The sequence below is a fragment of the Streptococcus panodentis genome, assembly GCF_017884005.1.
Lineage (GTDB): Bacteria > Bacillota > Bacilli > Lactobacillales > Streptococcaceae > Streptococcus > Streptococcus panodentis.
Window position 1 is genome coordinate 1 of sequence record NZ_QFAY01000013.1, and the last position, 24330, is coordinate 24330.

The window sequence follows — 24330 nt, forward strand, 5'->3', positions numbered from 1 at the left end:
GGGACTGGGAGAGGTTGGGGATAAAACAAACGCAGTTTGTGTCAAAACAGTCCGGGGGACTGTGAGAGGTTGGGGATGGGGGAAAACAGAGTTTTCCTCAATGTAGGAGCTTTTTGGAGTCTAAAAGACGAACAAAGTTGAGACTTGCTTTGCAAGTCCTATCCGAACCTCAAAGCAGTGATTTGAGCTGCCTGCGGCTCGTTTTCTAGTCTGTTCTTTGATTTTCATTGAGCAGCAATGAGACTATTATAGCATTTTTCTGAGCTGAAAACTATGATTTCCTCCTGCCTCATCTTCAAAAATTCTCTAGCCTTAAAATTGAAAAATCAGTCAGAATCTGCTATAATAAGCGTATTTTAAAAGCTCACTGCCGGTTCTTATTGCAGCGAAGGAGGAGCCATGAACAATCACCCATCTAAGAATCTCAAACTGGCTGAGCGGGGAGCCATCTTGGCTATCCTGACCTATCTGATCCTCTCCTCTGCCAAGCTGATTGCCGGAGCCAGCCTCCAGTCCTCCAGTTTGACAGCCGACGGTTTTAACAACATCTCGGACATCGTAGCCAATATTGCCGTCCTCATCGGCCTGCGTATGGCCCGCAAACCGGCCGACAGGGACCACCGATTCGGCCATTGGAAAATGGAAGATTTGGCCAGTCTGATCACTTCTTTCATTATGTTTTTTGTTGGTTTTGATGTTTTGATGGAGACTATCCAGAAGATTATTTCCAATCAGGAAACGCGGATTGACCCCCTCGGTGCCATCGTTGGACTCCTTTCTGCTATCGTCATGTTTGGGGTTTATTTTTACAATAAAGCTCTGGCCAAACGAGCCCATTCCAAGGCTCTGGATGCCGCTGCCAAGGACAATCTGTCCGATGCCCTGACCTCACTGGGGACCTCAGTCGCCATCATCGCCAGCGCCCTTAATTTCCCTCTGGTTGATAAGATTGTCGCTATCATTATCACCTTCTTTATCCTCAAGACCGCCTATGATATTTTCATGGAATCCTCCTTCAGCCTGTCCGATGGCTTTGATGAAAACCTGCTGGAAGACTATAAAAAGGCCATTCTGCAAATCCCTAAGATTACTTCTGTCAAATCCCAGCGGGGCCGAACCTACGGCAGCAATATCTATCTGGATCTGATTCTGGAAATGAATCCCGACCTGTCCGTCTATGAAAGCCACGAAATCTGCGACCAGGTCGAAGAAATGCTGCAGGAACGCTTCGGCGTCTTTGACACCGATATTCACATCGAGCCAGCCCCCCTGCCAGAGGAAGAGAGGCTGGACAATGTCGCCCAAAACCTGCTCATGCGTGAGCAGCTGGTAGATCAAGGCAGCCAGCTGGATAGCCTGCTCGCTTCGGAATTTATCTACATTTCCCAAGACGGCCGTGAGCTGGACAAGGCAGAGTTTCAGGCAGAAAGAACCGAGCAGACGCCTATCCAGAACTTCGAGCTCCTCTCAATCAGCCAAAAAACCAAGCTGATACGCTATGAAATGGACGGTATCATCCATACCAGTCTCTGGCGCCGCCACGAAAGCTGGAAAAATATCTTTCATCAGGAAACAAAAAAAGACAACTAGTCACAAAAAGGACCTGTTGTCTTTTTATTTGTCAGATTTTATTATATTTATTACTTGACTCTGTAATAGCCTCTCTAACCGCCGTTGACCATTGACCTTTTATGGCACTATCCAAAGTATCATTCACTCCTTGCAGGGCGGACTCCCCTTCTTTTGCAATTTTACTAATTTCTTGCTTTGATTTAGATTTAATAGAGTCACGCTTTTGAAGAGCATGCGGAGCATAGACATTTGTAATTAAAGTTTTCTCGATCTGTCTTTTGATGTCATTCAGACGAGCACCTAAATCATCTAATCCTCCGTTTGTAAAAACATCCGTAATATTTTCAAGCATTGTCTTTACCATTTTATATCACTTCCTTAATCTACCGCTCTTGATTTTCTTGATCAGCTGCTAAACGTCTGCGTCTAAATGCTTCATCCAAATCCTGATCCAGCTGCTTTCTTTTCTTTCGAAAAACTTTCTCCTCTTCTGAAACTTCTATCTCTAAGTCTCTTCGTGCCTGTACCAATGCCTCTTCCGACATCATTTGATAAGCTCCTATTTCTCTATTAAGAACTTCGTAAAAGCTCTGATCAGCATCCGTAGCCCTCAAATAGTACAACGTTTCCTCATATTTTTCATCAAGAAGTCCTTGTATTGACTGCCAAGCAGTTTGAAAATAGTCACTTTTAGCATCAAATTCTTTCAGTTTGGCTTGATGATAGTCTTCCAAGTCATCTAATTCTCTACTCTTCTTTTCAATTTCCCGCTGTGCTAATTCAAATTTGTCCATTGATTAAATTCTCCTGCTAAAGCCGCATCTTCCTCAAGTCGCTTATTAATACCAGCTACTATTTGTTCTTTCAATCGAGTTATTTCGTCTAAAATTTGACTAGCTTCATGACGCTTCTTTTCCAAAGAGTTTTCAACATTTTTCACGATAGTTTCATAACTCACTCCTCCCGCCAAAAAAGCTTCCTCAATCTCATAAGGACTAAGGGTGTTAATCATAAGCGGAGATTTAGTCGTTTCAAAAAGAGCTTCCGCTTCTTCCACCCCTCTTTGTTTTTCAATCTTAATCTGATCAAGAGTTTGCTGAGCCGCTTTGATTAATGCTTCTGCTCCAATTGCAGCCTGCTCGCTATCCAAAAAGATTTTCTCATTGCTATTTAGACCTCCACCGCTTTCTGTAAGCAGCGTTTTTAGACTATAATAGCGCAACATTTTGACTTTCGTTTCTGAGATTAGAGTATTGGCATTTCCTTTTGCAGTATTAATCACAACATTGCCATTTTCATCAATGAGCTGACCTATTTTATTGAATTGCCACGTATTATAACTATGATATTTATCTCCTAAGCTATAAATTCTATCCATCTTTTCTTGCCGCGAGAGCTTATCGTCTTGTAAAATTTGCAAAACTTCATCAACAAAACTCGCATCTGTCATATTTACATAGATGGCTACTCCCGTTTTATTTCCTAATATATTTCCTAAAATCATATCATTGGGATTTCTAAAATTTCGAAACTGCTCTGAATGCTCTTGCATATAAGCTATTTCCTCATCTGAAATAATATTATGAATATCCGGGCCATTAAACCCAACATTATTCCACCCCATTTTTAGAGCTGTATAAAGAGCCATAGATTCACCCAAAGAATGACCGTTCGTCGTTATAACAGCATTTGGATTTTCTTTACGAACTTTTTTTCCACCCTCTGGGCAAACTCTACCGCTGTCTTAGATTGGACATCAACTGTATTTTTAATTGTTTCTTTGCCAGTACTCTCTGCTACTCCTTCCCCGCTCAATATTCTTTTCCCAATATCCCACATTGATGGAAAATCCGTAAACATCTTATCCTGGAAACCGAAGCCAAGATTTTCAATATCATTCAGAACATCCAGCTTATCGCTAAAATTGGTCCCTACATAAGAAACCACAACCTGACTATAGTCCACATTCCCATTCGCATCAAGAGGAGCAACAGCCATAGCCTGCATACTGTTGTCCGTTGGCTCAGCAGAATTGCCAGTAGCATCGATAACTTGGAATTGACGGCCATCAATTTTAAAGATATCACCGACAACTCGTTGGTCATTTATGTCAAGATTCTCTTTGGGATCAAGTTTATAAGCCTCTACTGCTAATTTATTATATTCTTTATCAGTTATAACCGTCATTCATTCCCCTCTATAGTATTTTACTTCAACATTTTCAAGATTCTCAACTTTGGTTGGAATTTCTTTTTCCAATAAATGAAATTTATCAGGATCATAACCTATGACATACTCCCCATTTTGAGCACCAAATGTAATAGGCTTTATATAGGTCGTCGAATTAACTCTGACTGATATGGAACTCTCTGTCCCAAATCCACCTTTATAGAAATTTACAAACTCAATCTTTTTAACATCCTCATAGTGATTGAGTAGAAAAAGGGCTATTTTCTCTTCCTCTTTTCGTAAGACTTTCTTTTCCTCTGTCGTCAAGGTCACTTCCCTCTTCTGTTCTGTTTTTTTCTGCAGATTACAAGCACTAAGAATCCCTATAGCCAGAAATCCAATAAATGCTGCCAACAGCAACTTAGAAATTTTCATAAATACTCCTTTCTTTTATAGAGCATAAAGTTTCTGAATGAACTAACATGAGTATAGCATATTTTAGCAAAAGTTTTTACTTTTTACAATTTCATTATAGTCTTTTCATTTGCCTTTAGCAGTGAAACTGTCCGAGGGACCGTTTCAGTCTATCGCTTAAAATATAGGATGATAGGGCAGCGAGCTGCTCAAAGCACTGCTTTGAGGTTGCGGATAAAAGACCGTTAGGAAGTCTCAAAAGTAGGTCTGATGCAAGCTTCGCTTGCCTTATCTACAATCTCCAACAGCCTCCCAAGCTGTTGGAGCAAAGCTGATGAGGTGGGACAGACTCCCATCCACAACCTGAAATAAATAAGAATCTCGACTGCTGAACTAACAAAGTAATAAAAGTTAAACCAAATGACGATACCATAAGCGAAACTAAATCATTCATACTGCTATCCATTAACTCATCAATAGACTTGTTCGAAAACTAAAAATGATATCATAGAGGTCTGATAAGAATTTATAAAAAAACCAAGGCACTTTCACCTTGGCTGCAAATCAATCTTGGGTTTATTTATTTTTAATAAAGCCGAATTTGCTCAGCGGAGAGAGACGGAACTCAACGACTCCCTTAATCTGGTCAGCCTTAATCAGTCCAAACTCCCGGCTGTCCTTATTGTTCTCCCGCCGGTCATTGAGGACCAGATAAGAAGCCCGAGCTACCCTGTCTCCGTCTGCACCTTTGAGCTCCTGAACTGAAAAGTCGTGAGTATAATAGCCGGTGCTGGCGGCTGAAGCCAGGTATTTTTCCCGCATTTCTTCGATATACTCTTCCGACATGACCTGACCGTTCAGATAGAGCAGGTTGTCCATATAGGTTACCTGATCCTTTTCCAGAGCAATGACCCGGCCGACGTAGTCCTTGTCGTCCACCTCGTAGAGAACAAAATCTCCGCGCTTGATGTCTTGCTTTCTGGTCGCCAAGACTAGGTCGTTTTCTGCCAAGTAAGAATTGCTGTCTTGCTCCGTCACCCGATAAGGGGTATAAATGAAGATTCTCAAGCCTATAACAATAGCTGCAATAATTGAAAAAATAATAATATTTCTTAGTAAATCCCTTTTTACCATTCGCCTCTCCCACTTCTTTTGTTTTATTATACCATGTTTAGGAAAAATACACAAAGTCAGTTTTCTATCATTCTGATTGCAAAAAAATGAAATGCCGCAGCAAACAGCTCTAAGACAAAAAAACCTGCTGCCAGTCTTTAGCGACTGCCAGCAAGGTTTTCATCAGCAAATTAACGAATGGTGCGGATACGACGAACATCGAGCGAATGACTAACAGAACGGACAAAACCCCGTAAAATAAGGATTCAATAGAATAAAACCTTGTTCAAATTTTAGGATTAATTTACAAAAGTTTTAAACTTATGCCCCTTTTTTGCCCCTCTCAAAACACGCAAAAAAGCCCCAGCCATTTGGCCGGGGCAATGTATCAATCTTAAGAAAGAGCCTTTCTATTGTATTTTTTTTCTGTTTTATTTAAGGTTCAGACCTTTTGCGATTTCCTGCAGTTTGGCAGTGTCAAGGTTGACCGCGGCGATAACGCGTTCAAAGTCGGCATCTGGCAAGCTAGCATGTCCAGCCCCTGCTTTTTGCAGCTCCTGCACTGTCTCAATACTGCCAATGCCAAAAGCACTGTCACCAATAATTCCCACGTAACCTTGTTTACCTGATTTACTACGCATAACTAACATATCTTTTTGTCCTACTTTCTTTTGTTCTTCTTGTTGTCTCGGAGCGTTTGCTGGTGTCGCTCCTCCACCGTTTGCGATTTGCTGGGCCATACGAACCAGCCGGTCAATATCAATGCCGCCAGGGCAAGCCGTCGCGCTTACCTCGCCGTGCTTGATGATATGCTGCCGGTCAATCGGGATACCATAACGCTGGCAGATGTCTGCAATTAATGCCGCCGACCTCTGATAGGTTGCTTCTGCAATCGTCCAAGTCGGTGCGCCTGTCTCGTTTAGATGCTCAATTCCGATCGACCGCTGGTTCATCGGATAATTCCCAGCATGGTATGCGACCATATTTTCGCCCACGCAGCCCCAGAGCCTGTCAGGCGTTACCTGATAGTGCGCAGAAGTACCAGCCGCACCGCCCACATACCATGTACCACGAGCTACGGCATCATTAGTCGTAGCGTTGTGGTGGATAACGATATAGTCCACGCTAACCCGATTGCCATCCGCATTCATCACGTTAGGGTCTACATCGGTTATTAAGCCGCTGAAAATATCGCCATTGATATTCTTAGTTGGTAATGCCATGTTTACCTCCTATTCGTCAGATTCTGCGCCGTCATTGTAGTTTTTGCTGGAAATACCCAGCACTGTCCCGGAAAAGGTCGTAAACAGCGCGATAGTGCCTGTGATGGCTGTTGTATCGAACTTATACAGCGCACCAAGGCCAGTAATTAATGTGATTGCTGCTGGAGCAATAACGGTGACAGCTGTTTTGGCAATATCATATTGCCTGTTTGACAATTTCATTTCTTGTCCTCCTGATTATTAGTTTTGGAAAATTTTTCGATGAACTCTTTAAAAAGCAAAGTGTTAATACCGAGCTTATCAAAATTCTCCAGAATGGATTTGAGCTCAAAGAAAAGATAACCTAAATATAAAATCTGCAACGCTCCCAGCCCAATGCCTTCGGGCAGCAGGATAGAAAGCGGGATACAGAACGACAGCAAGGCAATACTGGCAATCTTACGAATAATACCGTTAATACCAGCTTTGCTCTTAAATTCGATGTTTGGATTGATTTTCGCTGCCAATGTCCCAGTCAGAAAATCAATGACCATAGCCCCCATGATGAGAGTCAAAGTAAAGAAAATCAGCTTATCTTGTGTGTCAACCATAGACCGCATAATCTGCGACCATTCAAAAAAAACGCTTTTTGGCATTATGTTCTCCTTTTTTAATTTAATTTCGGTACGATAACGGACAGCACACCGTCCTGTACCATTTTTTCAACTGTTTGTGATTTGTAGGTGTATCCGTCGCCTGCAGCCATAGCAAAGCGATAAATCGTCGGTGTACCTTTCGGCCACTTCGCATTGCCGTCTGCGTGGTATGGCATAGCAATCAAATCACCATTGCCATACCGCTTGTTAGTTACCAACGCGGGCAGCACTTTGGCAATTTCTGTATAAGTCGTCTGCGGAACATCACCATTAGCCACCAGATAGCCAATAACAAGCTCTGACAGCCGGTCCACCCTGTTGGCAACGGCCTGCACATCTTCCAGATTAGCAGCGTTGCTCTGGACTTTTTTTTCAAGCTCTTTGTGGGCATATGCCGTGTACTGCTCTTTAAAAAACTCTGCTTTTACCAGCGCCAGCAGGTCGTCTTTGTCTTTGCTGGTATGATCGCCGTCCAAGGGATAGGACGCAGTCGCAAAGTACGGCGTGGCCTGATAGATGTTGACAATCGTCTGTGTGACTTCGCCATTTTCGCCGTAGCGCCGCGACACATCTTTTACTTCAAAAGTCATTCATTGCCTCCTTGATTGATTTTAGCTTCTGTTTCGTCAAACAGTGTCTTCAGCTCCTCGCTGGAATCCAGCACTGATTGGATTTTCTGCAGTGTATCGGTCAGCTCTGCTTTTTGAGCCTCGGTCTGTTTCAGCAATGCCTGGTACTGTGCCGATACCATTTCGGCCGTGGCTAATTTGGTAGCCAGCAGCTGCAACGATTCCTGATAGGTTTGTTCATTCATATAGGTTCTCCTAACTAGATTCTATGTTTCGTCCATTCTGTGTGGATCGAGAGTTGTAAATTGCTGTCCGAAAGGTTATATTTAACATTTTTTGCGTGTTCCCAGATTGCCCACAATCCTTTTAAGGAAGCTATTAGCTGGGTAAGGGTATAGTTTTTGTCTAATTCTGTCACATTGATCGCAAAATTCCTATTCTCTGACATGTTTTGGGCTGATAATTGTGCATGCCTGAACACGGTTTTATCACCATAAATTTCAGTGTAGTCATGATTATCATCTGAACGGAAAGTTTTGATTCCTGCAAATTTAGACGATCCGGAATCCTGCCCGGCGTTGTGTGATGTAGTTCCTAACGCTGCATAAATGCTGCTTCCGTAATCGTTGAAATGGAGAAACGCTGTCACATCGTCTTTTTTGCGATATAAGGAATTTCGCGACTTTGTAAATTCTATTGCCGCTTCCTTATTGTAGGTTGTCTTGGCTGTGTTCAAATTAATCGACATGGCGTCGTTTAAAGCTTTGATCTCCCCGCCAATATAGGTCAGACCAGTGAAGGTGCCCGATGTTACGCTTTTGGCATCCATGTTGACGATATTAACAGTCTTAGCGTTCAGCGTCCCAGTCGTGATTTTATCTGCTGACAAATCCTTAATTTTCGCACTGGTAATCGCCGCGTCGTCAATCAAGGTCTGGCCAGTGATATGCACCAGCTTACCAGCAATCTTGACATTGCCGTCTGTCATATTGATTTGTGACACAATATCTCCAGCCCCGTTCAAAGATTTAACAGCCCAAGAGTTGTTCATTTGTGTTTGGACAGTGCTTGCGATTGATTGGATCCTTTCCGCGAATGAAGGTGCATAGTTCTCTGGCAAAGGCGTTATCCCCGCCGTAACAGATGGTTGAGCAAACGTGACACTGCCTGTGCCTTTGAAACCGATACAAAGATAAAGTTCTGTAATATTCACATCATTTTTTACTCGTGAGTAAGGTATCGTGACTGACAATTTCTTTTTTGTACTACTTCCTGTCTCATGTAGTAAAACGGCGCTGGTGGAAAAATAAGGATGGATATTAGAGATTTTTCTGTATAGATTTGCTGCAAATTCAAGTTCGCCTGTAAATATTACAGTAAAAGACAGAGTGACGCCCTTTTCGGCATTTTTTTCATCGATTGGATAAAGAGGCAGCAGGATCGCTTGATATTCGTCTGGTGTTTTTACGTCAACGAGAATGCCGCTGTACAACCCTGTCTTGTATTTCGAATCCAAAAATTTTGTTTCTGTGGTTTTGGAAGGTGACCAAAATTCGTAATCCCCCATCGTATACGGGTCCTGAACGTAGTTAGTCACTGCCAAACTTCTATCCACGACCTTGCTGACCTCCGTCTGAAAGAGACTGTCCGTCATGGTCATCCGGGCCAGATTAGACTTAATCTTATCCTCGGTCGTGCCAATGACCCGGTCATAAAGCTTGACTGTCTCAGACACGTTTTGAAACTCCGTCTTATTCGTGTAGACGTTGGCTAGCTCCGCAAAACGTCCGTCAATACCGGTGCGATATTCGGCTAATTGTGCACTGAGACGGTGCCCAGTATCTTCTGGAGCTTCAGAGTTTGCAGTCGCAAATGTACCATCTTCTAGTTGCGGAGCTAACACATCGAGATAGTCTCCTTTTTTACTTTGTACTAGATAGATATATCCAATCGAGATGTTGCCTGTGGTTTCTGTTTTGCTAGTAAATGTTAATCTGGTCCAGTCATTACTTTTTAAAGTGACAATCGGGCCAATACCAGTATTATCATTTGCCGACCAGTATCCTTGCAGCTTCACTTTTTGACCAGCAGTGCCTTTGACCCAGACTGACATAGTATAAGTCCCCGGCTTCATAGCGAAATTATCTTGGCAGATACCGATTTGCGATTTCGCGTCACTTGAGGTTACGCGAATGGCTTTTGCATACCCCACAACTGGCGAGGAGGCTATATCTACCGAAGCGATAGCCCCCGCCCCGCTTGCCCGAAAAGTAGCTGTAGACCATGCACCAGTTCCGATTGTCATTTCTTTCGAACCGCGAATATAATTCCGCCCACCTACACCGAAGTTATCAAACCTCTGCTTCACCCCCTGCAGGTCTTCGACATACTGGCTTTTGGCGACGAATTTATCATTCATCTGTGCCCGTACGATTTCCAGCTGCGAAGCTGTCTCGGTTCGGCTGTAAGCTTCAAGCTGACTGGTTAGTGCCGCTCGCAGCTCCCCGATTTTGCTCGAAGCAGTATGATTGATCTTCCGTGTCAGCTCTGCACTATCCACTATAGCGCCAGCCTTTTGCAGGGCTTCGGCAGCTTTTGCTTCATTCGACTTGATACTGTCTTCGATAGCCGTTACCTTGCTGTTGTATTCTTCCTTGAATTTTTCGAGGTCAAACCCCAGCGGTTCAAGCTGCCACTCCGACCCATTCCAAAAGTGCATCTCGGTCTTATCACCAACCTGCAAATAAAGCTTGTCGCCTTTGTTGAAGCGTCCCTTTGGCTTAGTGTCGCTGAAAAAGACCTTGCTTTTACCATCGGCAGACACAAGAGCCTGTGTAGCGATAGCGACTGCCTTTTCACTTTCTGCGGTAATGCCATTCATTCGCTTTGAAAGGCCGTTCATGGTGCTGGTGTGACGCTGTACGCTCCCGATGTCGTTACAGGTGACTTTGCGGTTGACTAACTGTCCTTTGATGTCATACTCGCTGACAAAGGACACGATGCGCACCCGTTGCTTAAATCCCAGTGTTTCGTTAATGGCCATGATGTAGTCACCCGCCACTGGCAAATCATAACGATAGCCTGCCTGGGCCAAATCTTCCATATCAATCTCTACTGAGATTTTATAAGATTCATCAACGTTTTTCTTTAGCCGTGCCAGCAGTTCGCCTGTTTCTTTGTAACGTTCGTCCACTACAGGCTCGCCCTCAATTTTACCGTATACCCGAGCCAGCGAGCTGGTGTATTCGGCAGTGTAACGCCCCTTGCTGTGGTCATTTTCGTCTTTCCAAGCCCCCAGACCGCGCTGACAAGTAATGAAATCATTGATATTCTTTTCAATCTTCAGCTCGTTCATATTGAAGTTCTTACGAACTACAGTAGACAAATCAGTACCAACTCGCTTCAGGATACGGACCACACGGCCGTGAACTGAAAACTCTAACCCCGCAGCTGTGATGATGTCGTTGAACAGCGAAAGCCGGGTTTTGTTATTAAAACCCTCTTTGCGGATAGCGTTGACATCTACTTCGAGAGCATATGAATATCCACTATCTTTGAAAATTGTCTCGAGGTAGGTTTTGTAAGTATGCGAGCCGTCTTCAAGACCTTCATAGACATTCGACTTGCCAAAGTCGTAGAAAAATTGATGCACTGCGTCAAATTCTACTTCAATTTGTCGTCCGGTATCGTTCGGCTTGGCATAAGTGACCCGGTAGATTTCATCATCCAGCTGAAAACGCCAGCCGCGATCAAGCCCCTGCAAGACTTTGTCGTTGGTGTAAATCGTACCGGAAACGGACCGCTCACCATTCACTGCATTGGTAACTGAGTAAGTAGCTAACGCGCTGTACTCTGCCCCTGATTCATCAATAAAAATAATCAAGCTATCACCTCCTTACTTATACAATTCTTTAAAGCCTAAAACTTTGACAGTCCCACGGAAATTCGTAGAATAGCGAACTTGCTTCAGCGGATTTGGCTTGATGACGAAGTACTCGTAATTTGTCCGAGCGTTGATATTCAGATCCGGCAGAGCAATACCTTTATAAATCCGACTTTCAACTCCAGTCAAGAGCAGCTTCTCACCCTCTTGGATCGGCGTTGCTGAGTGATTATAAGTCCATCGTCTGCCGTCGATTTCCAGAAAGAAACTGGTTTGGCTGGCGCTGGATGTCAGCTCGACCGTATAAGGTACTTCTAATTGACTGAAAGCAGCCGTGCCAGCATAAGGAATCATGCCGCCGGACAAAACAATGTCTTTGGGAATCGTTTCACCAAAGGGCATTTCAGCCGTTACTAGCTCGAAAGCAAGATTATACTTCAATCCTTGTTCGGACTTACCAATAAACGAAAACTCAATTTCATTGTTAAGATTAACCTTGTATCGGTATTTCCAAGCTGTGTGCGGAATAGTCAGCAAGTTCAAATCCCCTGTTTTCGTTCCAGGAAGCTCGAAACTGTACAGGTCGTCTTGGTCAGGATACATCTTAGTGACATAGTAGGGTGCATCACCACAGAGCAAACCAATCAAGTCGTCTTTCTTTTCCATAAAAGCCTGCAGGCCAGCGACCGCCAGCCTGCCTGTTACTTTTATCTTTTTCTGGCGCAGGGTCACACCATCGTGGATATATCCGCTGCGCCCCTTGACGGTTCGCCTGTCTATCTCGATAGAGGGCGAGCTATCGTCAATATTGATGTTGTAAATCCCTAGCTGTGATAATTTCACTTCATAGGAATCTTGTTTAATTAATAAATCCATAGTCCGCCTTTCTAAGTATTATAGACAAAGTAATCATCTTTGATTTTGTCGCGCGATTCTTTTTCTTTGACCGTCGTGTAAATTTTATCACCCACAATCTCGTTGTGGATTTCGAAAGTAGTATCTGACAGCTGAGAGTTTTGCACATCGTTGCTCAAGTCTTCCAGAGATGACCGAATGCCGCCGTTATTGACGCTTGCAGATGTCGTGACTACACTGTCTACACCGTAGTGTTGGTCAGTGATAGCCATAGCGTATTGCTTAGCTATGCCGTTTATCTGATTGACCCAATCAGCCATACCGTTGTACATTCCTTCGCCGGTGAAGCTACCGATAGCTGTTGTTACCCGTGAAGGCGAATGGATCCGTAACGCACTGCGCATAGTTGCTGCGATACCTCGAGCCATGCTTGCAGCTAAAGCGAACAGCGAACCTGCCATGCTGGCCAGCCCTTGATACATCCCCATACCTGCATACATACCGACAGCATACATCTGTCTAGCCATAGCGCTGAAAATACTAACGATTCGATTGCTGGCAGCGTGAGCCACGTTTGCTGCTCGATTCATGCCGTTGTTGAAATTAGTAGCAACAGCATTCATTGCTTGCTGTGTCAAAGACTTGACTTTGTTCATAGCGTTGGTTATCGTGCTGTTCAGCTTATTTCCGCTGGCATTTGCGGCTTGAGCAACCTTATTCATGCCGTCCGTAACGGCCTTGGCAACACCGTTCATGGCGTTCTGGGCGTTCATTTCGGCTTTCTTAAAGTTGTTGGTTACGCTGTTAGCTACTGCGGCAGAACTGTTCTGAGCGTCTGACTGCATAGTGTTGAGTGCTGCCGATGTACCGTTTTGCATGCCATTTGCTGAGTTGACTGCACTATTACTCATGGTGTTGTAGTTTGTAGCCACACCTGTAGCAGCCTGACTAGATGCCATAGTCGCTTGGCTTTGGACAGTCTGAAAGGCCGTGTTTGAAGTGTTCTGCAGATTGCTCATTGTTGCGCTGGTATTAGCGTCCAGGTTATTCAGATTCGCCGACACATTCGTGTTCATTGTCTGAGCCTGTGCGGTCGCATTCGTTTGCGCCTGCTGCATGTTGCTAGATACATTGGTATTTACCGCCTGCATATTAACACCAGTAGTTGTGACAAGCCCTTGCATGCTGGCGTCTACGTTAGTATTCATGGTGTTGAGCTTGTTCAGCGTATCAGTTCCCATCAAGGTCATGGAATTGCCAACACCCTGCTGCATTGTGTTCATATTCATCTGAACACCTGCAGCCATATCGCTGGTATTGGTCTTTGCGGCCGTGGACATTTCAGCCGTCTTGTTAGTGACAGACGCTGACAAGTCGTTCATAGTCGCCTTGGTCTTGCTGGCGCCTTCGTCGCTCTTGCCAGTCATCCAGTCCCAGATACCGCCAAAGAAGTCCTTGACACCGTCAGCAATCCCCTTGATACCTCCCAACAAAGCATTCCACAAAGCTTCAATCAGCTTGCCTGCTGCTTCGATAATTTTAGGAATACCTTGAATCAAACCTACCACTAATTGGACGATGAGCTGAATACCACCCATGACAAGCTGAGGTCCAGCCTTCATGATGCCTTCTATCAGAGAAACAATGATTTGTCCTGCTGCTTCAATGATTTTAGGCAAGTTGTTAATCAGCCCCATTACCAGAGACATAATCATCTGGATACCGCCTTGGATAAGCTGCGGTAAATTATCAACAATCCCTTGAATGAAGGAAGTGATAATCTGCACTGCAATATCAAGCAAGGTTGGCAATGATTGAATGATACCGTCAATCAGGTTTTGAAGGATCTGGATGCCGTTCTGTATGATACTTGGCATTTGCTGACCAAGGCCCTGAATGAAGGTCGTCACGGCCTGCTGTGCCGATTGCAGAATCTGTGGCAGGTTGTTTAGGACGCCCTGCACTAAGTCCGCGATTAACTGCACACCCATGCCCAGCAACTGCGGCAGCGCGCTAGCGATAGATTGGACAAATGTACCAATCACAGTCACAGCCGAACTAATCAGCGATGTGGCATTCTGCCCGACGCCTTGGACTAGGCTGCCGATTAAGTCCACCCCAGCCTGTACCAGTACCGGAAACATAGTTGCAAACGCATTGGCAAGCTTAGCAATTAACTGCGCTCCTGATGTAATCAGCTGTGGTATTTGGCTAGTAATGCCCTGTACCAGATTCTGGATAATCTGCGGGCCTTTGGTTGTGACTGTATTTAGCAGCTGGTCAATCTGACCACCAAACTGATTGTTGATGATTCCCAGACCTGCAACGACAAGTCCAAGGATAGCAGCCGGACCGATGGCAGCCAGGGCGACAGACATGACAGAGCTGATGCCCTGTGTCATCATACCCATGACTGACAATCCTTGGGAAGCTGCACCGCCCAGCACACCCGGAAGACCGCCAATCCTTGAAGAAAACGCTCCTACATAACCGGCAGCTGAACTAAAACCACTACCTAACATTGAACCGAATGAACTGATTTTAGGCCCCAGCCCGCCAATCACACCCCCCATTTTGCCGAAAGTTGATACTAACGGCATGATGGTTTTAATGGCGCTCTTGGGATTCATCAAAGCCCACGCTGCTACTGCTTTCATTCCCAAATTTGCTACAGTGCCCAAGAGACTATTCAGCGTCCCTTTGGTGACTGTACCTGTTTGCGAAAACTCTTGCAGCGCTTGATTGATTCTGTCAAATGTTGTCTTTATGATATTCAATCCGGAAGTATCGAAATGAAACATCGTTTTCAGCCGCGCCAGCGAACCGACGATATTAGGGACCATGGCAGTGATGTAAGCAAAGACTTTATTCACGCCTTCTTTTACTTTATCCAACATCTGGACAATCGTAGGCAAACCTTTAGCTTTGGCAGCTTCGTCCCAAGCTTGTATGATGTTAGCCACGCCTTTTGTGACAGCTGTACCAATATTTACAAATGAAGTCCGGATGCCAATTGAGTTAATGCGAGCCAATTCAGCGAAACCATTTACACCGTCGTTCAATTCAATCAGCTTATCGCTAAACTGATCGAAGGTAATGTTTCCTTCTTTCAAGGCTTGGTATAATTGACTTTTAGCAGCTCCACCTGCAAAACCAAACGCCTCAGCGGTCTTTTGCAGACCTACCGGCATCGTCTCTTGTAGAGTTCGCCAAGATTGCATGTCAACTTTACCATTTGACAGCATTTGGCTAAACTGGATAAGTCCACGGCTTGCGTCAGCCGCAGATGATCCAGAAGCCAAAAAGGCGTTGTTAAGAGCCAAGGTTAAATCTGTAGACTTGCCGAGGTCACCCGTCAGTAGGGTTAGTTGCTGAGTAGTCTTTGCAACTTCGTCCAGCGCTGTAGGCAGTCCGTCAATACCTTTTGACAACTTATCAATAGCACCTTTTGACTGTTCTGCCGAATAACCCCAGCTCTGCATCATCTTCGGAAATTTGTTCAGGGTATCGACCCGGTCAACTGCTCCGCCGATGGCATTCTTAATCGTATCCAACACTTTGCTGGCAATTGCAACCAGACCAAAGGCTGAAGCGATATTCCGGATTGCTCCAGTCAGCTTTTCGCCGGCACTGGCCGTGCTGGCAAATTTATTACTGATGTTGTTTAGCGCATTTGTCGCCCTGCTGCCTAAGTTGCTAAAAGCGTTCCCTAGACTGCTGGACACTTTGCTGGCAAGGTTGCTGACTTGACTGACAATCTTACCGCCAAAAGAATTGCTGACACGGTTCGTAAAATCAGTTGCGCTGCTGAACGCCCTGCTAAAAGCACTGGACAGTTTTTCAGTGATTGCAGATGAAACACTCGAAACCTTTGAAGTAATCGGTGACAGCGCGCTTGAAATTTTAGCGCTCAAGCTTTGGAATCCTGACAGAATTCTGGCTAGTCCCTGCTGAATAGGTTCAGGCAGACGCTGTCCGATGTTCGACGCAATCCGTTGTATTTCACCCAGAGCGATTCGCAGACCGCCGCTGAATCCTTGGCCAATTTTCTGGCCGAGTGTTCCGCTGTTCTGGGCTAGCTGGTTCATAAGCTGACCAATCTTCTGAATCATCTGATTAGAACTATTAACTGCCGCTTTTTGAGCGTCGTCAAAAGCTTTCTTCGTTGACGCTATAATCTGATTCATGGCTTTCTCGTAGTCCTTGGTATCCGCCCCAATCATGGCAAAGATAGAACCATCAAAACTCATGCGCACACCTCCTTTTCTATCTTTTTATCTGTTTGCAAACATCTCGCTTGCTTGTTGTAGCTTAGCGACAAAATCGCTGGCGTTCTTGATTTCCTGTTTGGTCTTCTTGTGAAAAAATCTCCTGACTTTCTCGCGGTCCTTGCGTTTGCTGAGCTTGTTGTTATCCACCTTTTTGCTGTTGAGGGTGTAGCGCATTTCCAAGGCAAGAGCTGATAAGTTTTCACGTTCATCGATCTGTCTGTAATGCAGCCCCTCAAGAATTGCGTCTAACTCCCACTTGTTGCAGCCAAGGATAGTATCTAAGTCAGTCAGACCAAGCCGGGCGCACTCGGTTAAGAGAGCGCGTTTTCCATCTTGCCAATAATTTCGGAAAGTGCTTTGGTTTGCATTTCTGCTGTCACATCGTTTTCCTTGGCTTGAGTTTTCGCTAATTCCAGCCCAAGTTTTAAGTTGTCGATATGTTTGAAAATCTTTTTCCTGAAAAAAGCAGACGCCACCATTTCATCTTGTACAGCTTCAAACAGTTCCTCTTGCGGATCGTCAGCGTCAGACTTTTCAAAATAGTCTTCAATAGCTTTCAGCGCTTCGTCTTCTGTCACCGCCTTGCCTTTCTTAGACCCGCAGTATTGAATTAAATCAACCAGCCCTTGATCATCGCGATTAACAATCTTGTAAAACAGAGTGCCGATGCCATTATTTGACGGTTGGCCGTTTTCGTCCTTGGTTGCCATTTCTTTGTCGATTTTGAACATCAAATGGTAATCAAACTTAATTTCAATGATTTTGTTTCCGATTTTAAATTCCATGTGTGGTTCGTTCTCCTTCATGCAAAATAAAAGGGCGACCCGCGACGGCCACCCCTCTAAAAGTTATGTTCCAGATTATTTCTGGATGTTGTCGTAGTCTCCGGTAGTTTCCCCCGGGTTTTGGTATTCGTAGATGTCGTTGAGTAAAGCCAGTTCTTCAGCAGAAAGCGGGAATTTGCCATCTTGCAGGCGGCCGACGATACCAGCGGTGTATGACAATTCGACAAATTCTTCTACACCGTCGTTGAACTCAACATCGTCAGTGATTTTGGCATAGCCAAACTTCGCAGGGTAAGCATCCTTTTTATTTGGGTCTTCGCCAATTTGAGATTTGACACTTTCATCAACAACGACACGCCAGATCTTAATAGAGTCACCTTTTGCTTGCGCATCTAAGATGACATTAACTGACGGATCCATTGGCGCGAAGTACTGAGTCAGTTCGATTGAATGCTCGTCACTTGATTTCTCAAGCAAGCGCCCTTGTTGCGTTTGCTCGTCCTGATACTCGCCGCCAAGGGTCATGCTGCCGTCTGTACGATATGCAGGCAGCAAAGCACCAGTTCCTTTTTCGGCGTGGATTGATTGAATGAAATAGAATACTTTTTTACCGACAATTGGCTTTGCGGTAGTAATCTTCACTTTTCCTTTTTCTTCAGTCATTTAAGACCTCCTTGATTAAAGTATTGTTTCGGTCATTCTGATTACGATATGATAGACTTCCCGACCGATAGAGTTGTCCATCAATATGCTTGATGTTGTCCGTGTGCTGCGGCCCAGCAATCGGATAGCCTGCGATTTGACATTTTCGGCATATACCCGGCTTTTACTTCCGGACAAGTAAATATCAATCTGCACCGTGCTATCCTCGATTATAAGACCCGTCTGCGCCGTTTTTGATGTGTCCGATGTAATTGCACCGACCACCGCGAAAGGCTCGGCTACGGACGCGCTAGGCAGCTTAAAATGGACTGGAAACCCTAACGGACCCAGCCGCTCTTTTAAACTTTTAAGTAATTTAGTTGTTGGTGAATCCATGACCACCTACTTTCTAAACATTTTATTGAGGTTTCTCATCAGTTTCGGTTCTTCTTCGCGCACTGCAGGCTCTAGAAACGGTTGGGCGTTCATCTTCCGCGTCCCTAGCTCAACATAAATTGAATAATAGACTGGAGAGATGACCTTATACCCCAGAGCGCTGGCCTGCATGCTGTAGATGCTTTCACTTAGCCAGCCTGTATCCCAAGGAGCATATAACTTGGCTGCTCGTTCAACGCGCAGACTGGAGCGATTCAGCTCCTGATTTACAGCAATTCGAGCTTTTCGGCCTTTTTGCTGCGTCGAACGGATGAATTTGTCAAGACCTTTCATTTTGTATGTCAAGCTCATAGGTAAATCACCGTGCTGTTCCTGTGGTATTTCTTTCCTTGGATATTGCGACGATGACCTTGGTAAATGACGCTGTGAAAATCTCGATGAATACCCTGTAAATGCAACTTAAAACTGTCAAGATTGTATTTTCCAAAGATTCCCAGCTGTTCATTGTTCGTCAAGGCTGCCCGCATGCAAGGCAAAGGGCCAATCTCTGCAGTCGTAATATCATCTTCCAGTTCATCCGCTGGAGCTGTTTCTTTGATTAAGATGACCCGGTCATTATAAATCATGTCGCACCTCCTAGATGAATCGAGCAATACCGCGAGCCCGCCGTTTAGTGGCCAGCGACATGAGGACCTGCCTATCATCTTCAGTCAGATAATCACCTTCCCAAGTGAAAGACCGCCCCTCTTCACTGTCTGCCTTGGCTCCCTCGGAATTGAGCTTATTAAACCGCTTGATGGCCACATCACGGACGATGTAGCCTGCGGTATTAGGAATTTCCGTCACTGATGTATCAGAGTAGCGATTGACAAAGGCAAGGATGCGCTCTGTGCTTTCTTTGATAGTCAAATTCAGCAAGTCATCCTGCGCTGTATCGCTTACCCCTTTCAGAAGCTTGATTTCTTTCAAAATCTCGCTTGTATCAATCGCTGCCATCTATTACCCTCCCGGTGTTGCTTTTGGTTTTTCGATAGTCGCTTCTACGACACCTTCAGGGATTTCCGCAAAGAGGACATTAGCACCGAAGAACACTGATTCGTAGGTCAGGTTTTTAAGTGCACGATCACGCGCAACGGCAATCAGTCCGGTTTCATCTGTAAAGTCAGCAAACAGTCCGCCCAAATCGCCAGTAGCAACGTTCAGATTGGCAAATACAAGATTTTCAATCGCAGTTGAGTAAATCTTGCCTTGCGGCACGGACGGCATAACGATGACATTCTGCATGCCCAGGAAGTTCTTGAGCAGGGTCAAACCGAATACATTAGAAGCGTCTGCGCCGACCCCAGCGCCGCCGAGATAGTCAGCTACATCAAGCGGAGAAACAAAAGAAACAATCGGAGAACCTTCGAACTCATTGAATGTAGCCAACTTAGACCAAGACTGTGCAAGTGCAGCCTGCAGCCCTGTACCTTTCACTTTGGTAGGGTTTGCTTTCAGGAAAGTAAAGAATGATTCCTTGATGCCATTTTGGATTTCGCGCAGCAGGCGATTGTCTGCTTCAGTGATAGCGATAGACGCACCGTGACGTGCAATCGCTTCAGCAGAAACAGAACGGCGCTTCTTAAACCACGCCACTTGATGCGCTTGGTCTTTGGCGCGTACCATTTGAGAAAGCGGAATGTCTTCACCTTCACCCGGATTAGTCGCATTTACATCTGCAGTCCATTTGTAGGTTTGAATTTTAAGGTCATTTGACAGCTCCTGGCGGCGGGTCACGCCAAGCAGCGCCAAAAGGTCGTTGATGTTTTTAGAAAACTTATTGACAAAATCAATGGATTTGATTTCGCCCAAGTTGTCCATAGTCGTTAATTTTTGTTCAGCCATATTTTAGCCCTTTCTAAAAAGTTGGATATTTTCAGCAATCGCACGTTCGCGTTCTGCATCGTCTTTGATTGCCATGATTTCTGCCTTGGTCACACCTGAAGAAGTGCCAAGACGCGGCGTCTTCTGAACCAATCGCTCATTGACGCGTTTTTCAACTTCATCATCAAATACACCGCGCAAAGCCGTAATCTTCGCTTGCACTTCTTCTGCAGTTGGTGCCAGCACATGATCCAGAAATTCCTGTGGCAGCCCTTCGTCAGCAAGCAGGGTTTGAGTAGCCAGTCGCATTTCACGCTGGGCAATGGCTTGCTCACGTTTTTCGAGTTCGGCCATACGCTTAGCCTGTTCTTCTTTGGTGCGTTCGTCCTTGGTCAGCTTAGCCAAACGTTCACCCTCGCTTCTTGCTTCATCAAGCGCCGTTGCTTGTTCAGCTTCCCACTTGCCTCGCTCAGCAGCTATCATCTTGCTGAGCTCAGCCCGAGTGAAAGTTCGCTCGTGCTTTTCGCTGTCTGCATTTGATTCTGTACCTGCTGCCTTATCGTTTTGAGTGTCGACAGTCTCAGCCTGATTCCCAGCCGATACAGTTCCGTTGATTTCTTCTGACATAAGGTTGTCCTCCAGCGATTACGTCGCCACTCGATAGTCTCGCTTTACGCCCGGCGGCGAAACAGTGCAGCTTTTAACGCCATCCGCAAAGTCTGGGCAAGATAAAAAGCCGTAAAATTACGACTTGTGTTTGTATATGACATTTCTAATACCTTCGATTAGACCGGCTATAACTATATAGCCTAAAATCAGCAAAATAAGCAGTACGATAACGCCTGCTGTGATAGATACTAAATTCCAAATAAACATTCTTTCTCCTTTCAGGACAACAAAAAAGCGCCTAGATAATTATCTAAGCGCAAACAAGATAGGCGGGACCGCCGAATGTCGCCCGCATTTCTCGACCCACTAGCTAAGTGGCGCGTTGGAGGCGGATACTTTTCAACCTCTATCTTTACCCTAAGTATATCACATATTGTCTTTAGAGTAAAGTATTTTTTGCTCACGCTTTAATTTATTCAGTTTTTGTTTCTTGATTTTGTGGTAATGGATGATGTAGCTGCCGTCGTCTTTTGGAATCAATGCTGCTTCCATTAGGTATTTCAAGCGTTCAGGCACTTCTTTGTATAACAAAATCGAATTATTGTGATGTTTTGTATTGTCCGCGATGTAATCAGGACTGCTGACTAATTCTTCAAGCAATAGCATTTGATCCAAGGGGAACTCGCTGCCGTGTTTTTCTAACGATTTAGCCAAGTCGCTGTTCGTCATTACAACGCGCTTTATCATTTCCCTCGTGCCTGCAACGTTGGGCAGCTGGCCAATGACGTATTTATCGGCAAGATTGCGCTTAATATCATCATAACCCATGCTGCTACCCGAGACGTCATCCCAGATTTTTGATAAATCATTGCTCAGCTCGCTGAAATCACTATCAGATTCTGCGATGTCACCATTCAATTCCTCTTCGTCCGGTATCACTCCAGACCGGCAGTTGAAATGAAACGGCGGCGCTGTGATACCCGGTTCTATCTCGTCAATCAGATACCGTTTGTCATCCGCAGCTATCTTCCGGCATATTTCAGTAGTCCGGTTGTCTAAGTGCACCAGTATGCGGTAGTATTTCAGCCCTGCGTCCTTGTAACGCTGGACAGCCGCCCGATTGACAATCATAGTGCCGTCGGTCCGGACTAACGTTTCTGCCCTGCTGTTAGCCACCTTGTACTTTCGTGCTAAGTCCCGCGCCATTGTCCGCGGGTGATCCCCGCGAACAAAGCCAGACTTCAGAACCTTTTTCAAATCCTTTATCAGATTGTCTGTATTGCCCCATAGCTGCTGACTGTAGTTGTAGCCATTAAATGGCGTTTTGACAAGCTCCTTGAGTGCTGGAGCGTTGATAGTACCAGACCGGCCGCCCATAGCCTTTTTGTAGCCCATAAGCGCCATTTTCTGCAAATAGCTATCAAACTTATCAGCAATGATTCCTCTGGCCACTCCCATACGGAAAAGTATATCCAACTGAAGACTTTCAAGACGGCTGGCTTGTGCTGACGCGTACTGTTCATTCAGTCTTTTAAGCAGTTCTGGGTCTTTCTCGGCCTGCTCGCGGTACTTTTGAGCGTTTGCCTGATAATCAGACAGGTCGGTGCCTTTCAAACGCTGCAGGGCCTCTTGATAGCCTATCGATCCATCTTCGGAATACTTGCTGACAAAATCAAAAAGAGCCTTCTGCATTTCCACAGCCTGCTCTTGATAAATCTGATTCAGCTCCTTGAAAAAATCTACATCCTTGCGGTCCAAGTAACGAAAGATGTCATCTGACCGGGCTGACCAGTAATCAAGATGATTCTGATTCTGTTTCTTCTTCATCATCTATCACCTCGGCTCCCTGAACTGGTTCCAGCCGTGGCTGTGGCTGTTCTTCCGTTGTTTCTTTTTTCAATCGCTCCAGCTCCATTTCTGCATCCACACCAGTGACTTGATCCAACAATTCAAAAACCGTCTGATCGCTGACAATGCCATATAGAGATTTAGCAATGTTTGCGAGGTCGTTTTCGTTCTGCGGAATATTCGGAGTGAATACAACAGCCGTATCATTGATTAAGTCATAAGCAGTGTTTTCATTCCCTTTGATTCTCCAAATGTTGACAGCTAGACGCAGCCGACGCATAAGGCCCGCCTCAAATAAATCTTGCTGTTGTTCGCGGTAGTTGTCACTGGCCATCAGCTTGTATTTCATCGATTCGCCGGACTGCGTACCAGAGAAGTTGTTATCCAGCGTGTCAGGCGTAAACGTAAACCGCAGAATATCATTGACCAGACGCTGCTTGTAAGCTTCTGCGCCTGTGCTGTCGTACTGCTTGACTAAATAAGACGCGTCCGGATTAGCCCCGCCGGGGTTAGGGTTATCATCTAAAATAAGGACCTGTGCTTTTTTATAAGCCTGTGACACATACAGCCGACCATTCGGATTGATACGGCCGTCGTCGAAGAAATCCTTTTCGTCTGCTCCAGTATACGGATTGCCCTTAATCATCAAGATGGCGTCATTGCTATTCTGCTGAAAATTGGCCAGTTCGGACTGCGAAAGGTCGTAAGCGTCAATATTGTCCAATACGGATTCAAACGACCCCAGCTGCTCCTCGTTGTTGCTGTATTCGTTCACTGGCACACCGTTGAAATAGTGCTCCAGTTCGTCAACTAGCTTCATGCTGTCCGGCTTCATGCTATACCATTCGTATGTATAGATGCGGTTCGCAGTATAGACCTTGATGATTGTTTTGCGTTTGCCGTCGCCGTAGTCAATATCGTAGTAATTGACGGCCATTAGCGAGTTTTGCTCGTAGGTATCATCGTAGATAACAAATGTCTGCTCTGGCCGCAGCTTATACAGCTTAACAAAAGCACTGCCGGATCGTTCTGCGACGACTAGCAGTTCATAGGCCCGGCCGTAGACGCAAAGGTCTTTCTTGATAGAGCTGTTATGTTTCTTCTCGTTATTCTTGGCTGAAAAATCCTTAATCAGTTCAAGTATAGCAGTGTTTTCGTTTTTATACTCAACCGGATTCCCCAGCATGTAACCTTGCTCAAAAATGGTGATGTACTTAGCAAAATCGCTGGAAATGCGATTGTCTGCTGCTGTATCATCAGTCTTCGCGGCTCGGTACTTAATGTTGTTATCGCCTTTGTAGTACCGAGCCAGCTCTTTCAGCCGGGGCAGCTGTTCCGCTTTGTGCCGATTGACATAGCGTTTTAGCTGCTCGATCCAATTATCCGAGCCATATTCGATAGCGTCAAAGTCTTCCTGCAGCATGACGAACTGCTCATTTGACTTGTCACCAAATCGAAAACCTTTCAAAAATTCTACTGACAT

25 protein-coding genes are annotated in these 24330 nt (G+C 45.0%); 1 reads left to right on the forward strand and 24 read right to left on the reverse strand.

What is annotated here, in order from left to right; translation table 11 throughout:
- Nucleotides 1-399: 399 nt before the first annotated feature.
- Entirely contained in the window at nucleotides 400-1590 is a 1191-nt protein-coding gene (locus DHL47_RS07005) for a cation diffusion facilitator family transporter (RefSeq protein WP_209551356.1), read from the forward strand.
- Nucleotides 1591-1621: 31 nt separating this feature from the next.
- Here the strand turns inward: DHL47_RS07005 and DHL47_RS07010 are convergent, their stop codons facing one another.
- The 24 genes from DHL47_RS07010 to DHL47_RS07120 all read right to left on the reverse strand — a co-directional run bounded on the left by DHL47_RS07010 (nucleotide 1622) and on the right by DHL47_RS07120 (nucleotide 24330).
- Complete coding sequence (locus DHL47_RS07010; RefSeq protein ID WP_209551357.1) at nucleotides 1622-1936, reverse strand: hypothetical protein; 315 nt, start codon at nucleotides 1934-1936, stop codon at nucleotides 1622-1624.
- A 19-nt stretch (nucleotides 1937-1955) separates the two neighbouring features.
- The gene (locus DHL47_RS07015; RefSeq protein WP_209551358.1) at nucleotides 1956-2366 is read right to left on the reverse strand and encodes a hypothetical protein; all 411 of its coding nucleotides are present in this window, start codon (nucleotides 2364-2366) and stop codon (nucleotides 1956-1958) included.
- Nucleotides 2348-3220, reverse strand: coding sequence for a hypothetical protein (locus DHL47_RS13385; protein WP_245335574.1), 873 nt, complete (start codon nucleotides 3218-3220; stop codon nucleotides 2348-2350). The genes DHL47_RS07015 and DHL47_RS13385 overlap by 19 nt, the downstream gene beginning before the upstream one ends.
- Nucleotides 3221-3249: 29 nt before the next feature.
- Complete coding sequence (locus tag DHL47_RS13390; protein WP_245335575.1) at nucleotides 3250-3759, reverse strand: hypothetical protein; 510 nt, start codon at nucleotides 3757-3759, stop codon at nucleotides 3250-3252.
- Nucleotides 3760-4176 (reverse strand): ubiquitin carboxyl-hydrolase, encoded by a 417-nt coding sequence (locus tag DHL47_RS07025; RefSeq protein WP_209551359.1) that lies wholly within the window; start codon nucleotides 4174-4176, stop codon nucleotides 3760-3762.
- A gap of 555 nt (nucleotides 4177-4731) precedes the next feature.
- Nucleotides 4732-5289, reverse strand: coding sequence for a signal peptidase I (gene lepB / locus DHL47_RS07030; protein WP_209551360.1), 558 nt, complete (start codon nucleotides 5287-5289; stop codon nucleotides 4732-4734).
- Nucleotides 5290-5699: 410 nt separating this feature from the next.
- A complete protein-coding gene (locus DHL47_RS07035; RefSeq protein WP_209551361.1) occupies nucleotides 5700-6491 on the reverse strand; it encodes a peptidoglycan recognition protein family protein in 792 nt (263 codons plus the stop codon).
- Between the two features lie 9 nt (nucleotides 6492-6500).
- A complete protein-coding gene (locus DHL47_RS07040) occupies nucleotides 6501-6713 on the reverse strand; it encodes a phage holin (RefSeq protein WP_209551362.1) in 213 nt (70 codons plus the stop codon).
- Complete coding sequence (locus DHL47_RS07045; RefSeq protein ID WP_245335576.1) at nucleotides 6710-7126, reverse strand: phage holin family protein; 417 nt, start codon at nucleotides 7124-7126, stop codon at nucleotides 6710-6712. Before DHL47_RS07045 ends, DHL47_RS07040 begins: the two co-directional genes overlap by 4 nt.
- 14 nt (nucleotides 7127-7140) lie before the next feature.
- Nucleotides 7141-7716 (reverse strand): hypothetical protein, encoded by a 576-nt coding sequence (locus DHL47_RS07050; RefSeq protein ID WP_209551363.1) that lies wholly within the window; start codon nucleotides 7714-7716, stop codon nucleotides 7141-7143.
- On the reverse strand, nucleotides 7713-7940 hold the full coding sequence (locus tag DHL47_RS07055) for a hypothetical protein (RefSeq protein WP_209551364.1): 228 nt from the start codon (nucleotides 7938-7940) through the stop codon (nucleotides 7713-7715). The genes DHL47_RS07050 and DHL47_RS07055 overlap by 4 nt, the downstream gene beginning before the upstream one ends.
- A gap of 14 nt (nucleotides 7941-7954) precedes the next feature.
- Entirely contained in the window at nucleotides 7955-11578 is a 3624-nt protein-coding gene (locus DHL47_RS07060) for a phage tail protein (protein ID WP_209551365.1), read from the reverse strand.
- 12 nt (nucleotides 11579-11590) lie between these two features.
- On the reverse strand, nucleotides 11591-12454 hold the full coding sequence (locus DHL47_RS07065) for a phage tail family protein (protein WP_209551366.1): 864 nt from the start codon (nucleotides 12452-12454) through the stop codon (nucleotides 11591-11593).
- 11 nt (nucleotides 12455-12465) lie between these two features.
- The gene (locus DHL47_RS07070; protein ID WP_209551367.1) at nucleotides 12466-16683 is read right to left on the reverse strand and encodes a tape measure protein; all 4218 of its coding nucleotides are present in this window, start codon (nucleotides 16681-16683) and stop codon (nucleotides 12466-12468) included.
- Nucleotides 16684-17015: 332 nt separating this feature from the next.
- Nucleotides 17016-17489, reverse strand: coding sequence for a tail assembly chaperone (locus tag DHL47_RS07075; RefSeq protein WP_209551368.1), 474 nt, complete (start codon nucleotides 17487-17489; stop codon nucleotides 17016-17018).
- Between the two features lie 75 nt (nucleotides 17490-17564).
- Entirely contained in the window at nucleotides 17565-18152 is a 588-nt protein-coding gene (locus DHL47_RS07080; protein WP_209551369.1) for a phage major tail protein, TP901-1 family, read from the reverse strand.
- A gap of 15 nt (nucleotides 18153-18167) precedes the next feature.
- Nucleotides 18168-18527 (reverse strand): hypothetical protein, encoded by a 360-nt coding sequence (locus tag DHL47_RS07085; protein ID WP_209551370.1) that lies wholly within the window; start codon nucleotides 18525-18527, stop codon nucleotides 18168-18170.
- 6 nt (nucleotides 18528-18533) lie between these two features.
- A complete protein-coding gene (locus tag DHL47_RS07090) occupies nucleotides 18534-18878 on the reverse strand; it encodes an HK97-gp10 family putative phage morphogenesis protein (protein WP_209551371.1) in 345 nt (114 codons plus the stop codon).
- On the reverse strand, nucleotides 18875-19153 hold the full coding sequence (locus tag DHL47_RS07095) for a hypothetical protein (protein ID WP_209551372.1): 279 nt from the start codon (nucleotides 19151-19153) through the stop codon (nucleotides 18875-18877). Before DHL47_RS07095 ends, DHL47_RS07090 begins: the two co-directional genes overlap by 4 nt.
- A gap of 10 nt (nucleotides 19154-19163) precedes the next feature.
- A complete protein-coding gene (locus DHL47_RS07100) occupies nucleotides 19164-19523 on the reverse strand; it encodes a phage head-tail connector protein (RefSeq protein WP_245335577.1) in 360 nt (119 codons plus the stop codon).
- 3 nt (nucleotides 19524-19526) lie between these two features.
- Nucleotides 19527-20411 carry a phage major capsid protein gene (locus DHL47_RS07105; RefSeq protein WP_209551373.1) on the reverse strand — a complete coding sequence of 295 codons (885 nt, stop codon included), beginning with the start codon at nucleotides 20409-20411 and terminating at the stop codon, nucleotides 19527-19529.
- 3 nt (nucleotides 20412-20414) lie between these two features.
- Nucleotides 20415-21017: a DUF4355 domain-containing protein gene (locus DHL47_RS07110; protein WP_209551374.1), complete on the reverse strand. Its 603-nt coding sequence runs from the start codon at nucleotides 21015-21017 to the stop codon at nucleotides 20415-20417.
- Between the two features lie 408 nt (nucleotides 21018-21425).
- The gene (locus tag DHL47_RS07115) at nucleotides 21426-22829 is read right to left on the reverse strand and encodes a minor capsid protein (RefSeq protein WP_209551375.1); all 1404 of its coding nucleotides are present in this window, start codon (nucleotides 22827-22829) and stop codon (nucleotides 21426-21428) included.
- On the reverse strand, nucleotides 22795-24330 hold the full coding sequence (locus DHL47_RS07120; protein WP_209551376.1) for a phage portal protein: 1536 nt from the start codon (nucleotides 24328-24330) through the stop codon (nucleotides 22795-22797). Before DHL47_RS07120 ends, DHL47_RS07115 begins: the two co-directional genes overlap by 35 nt.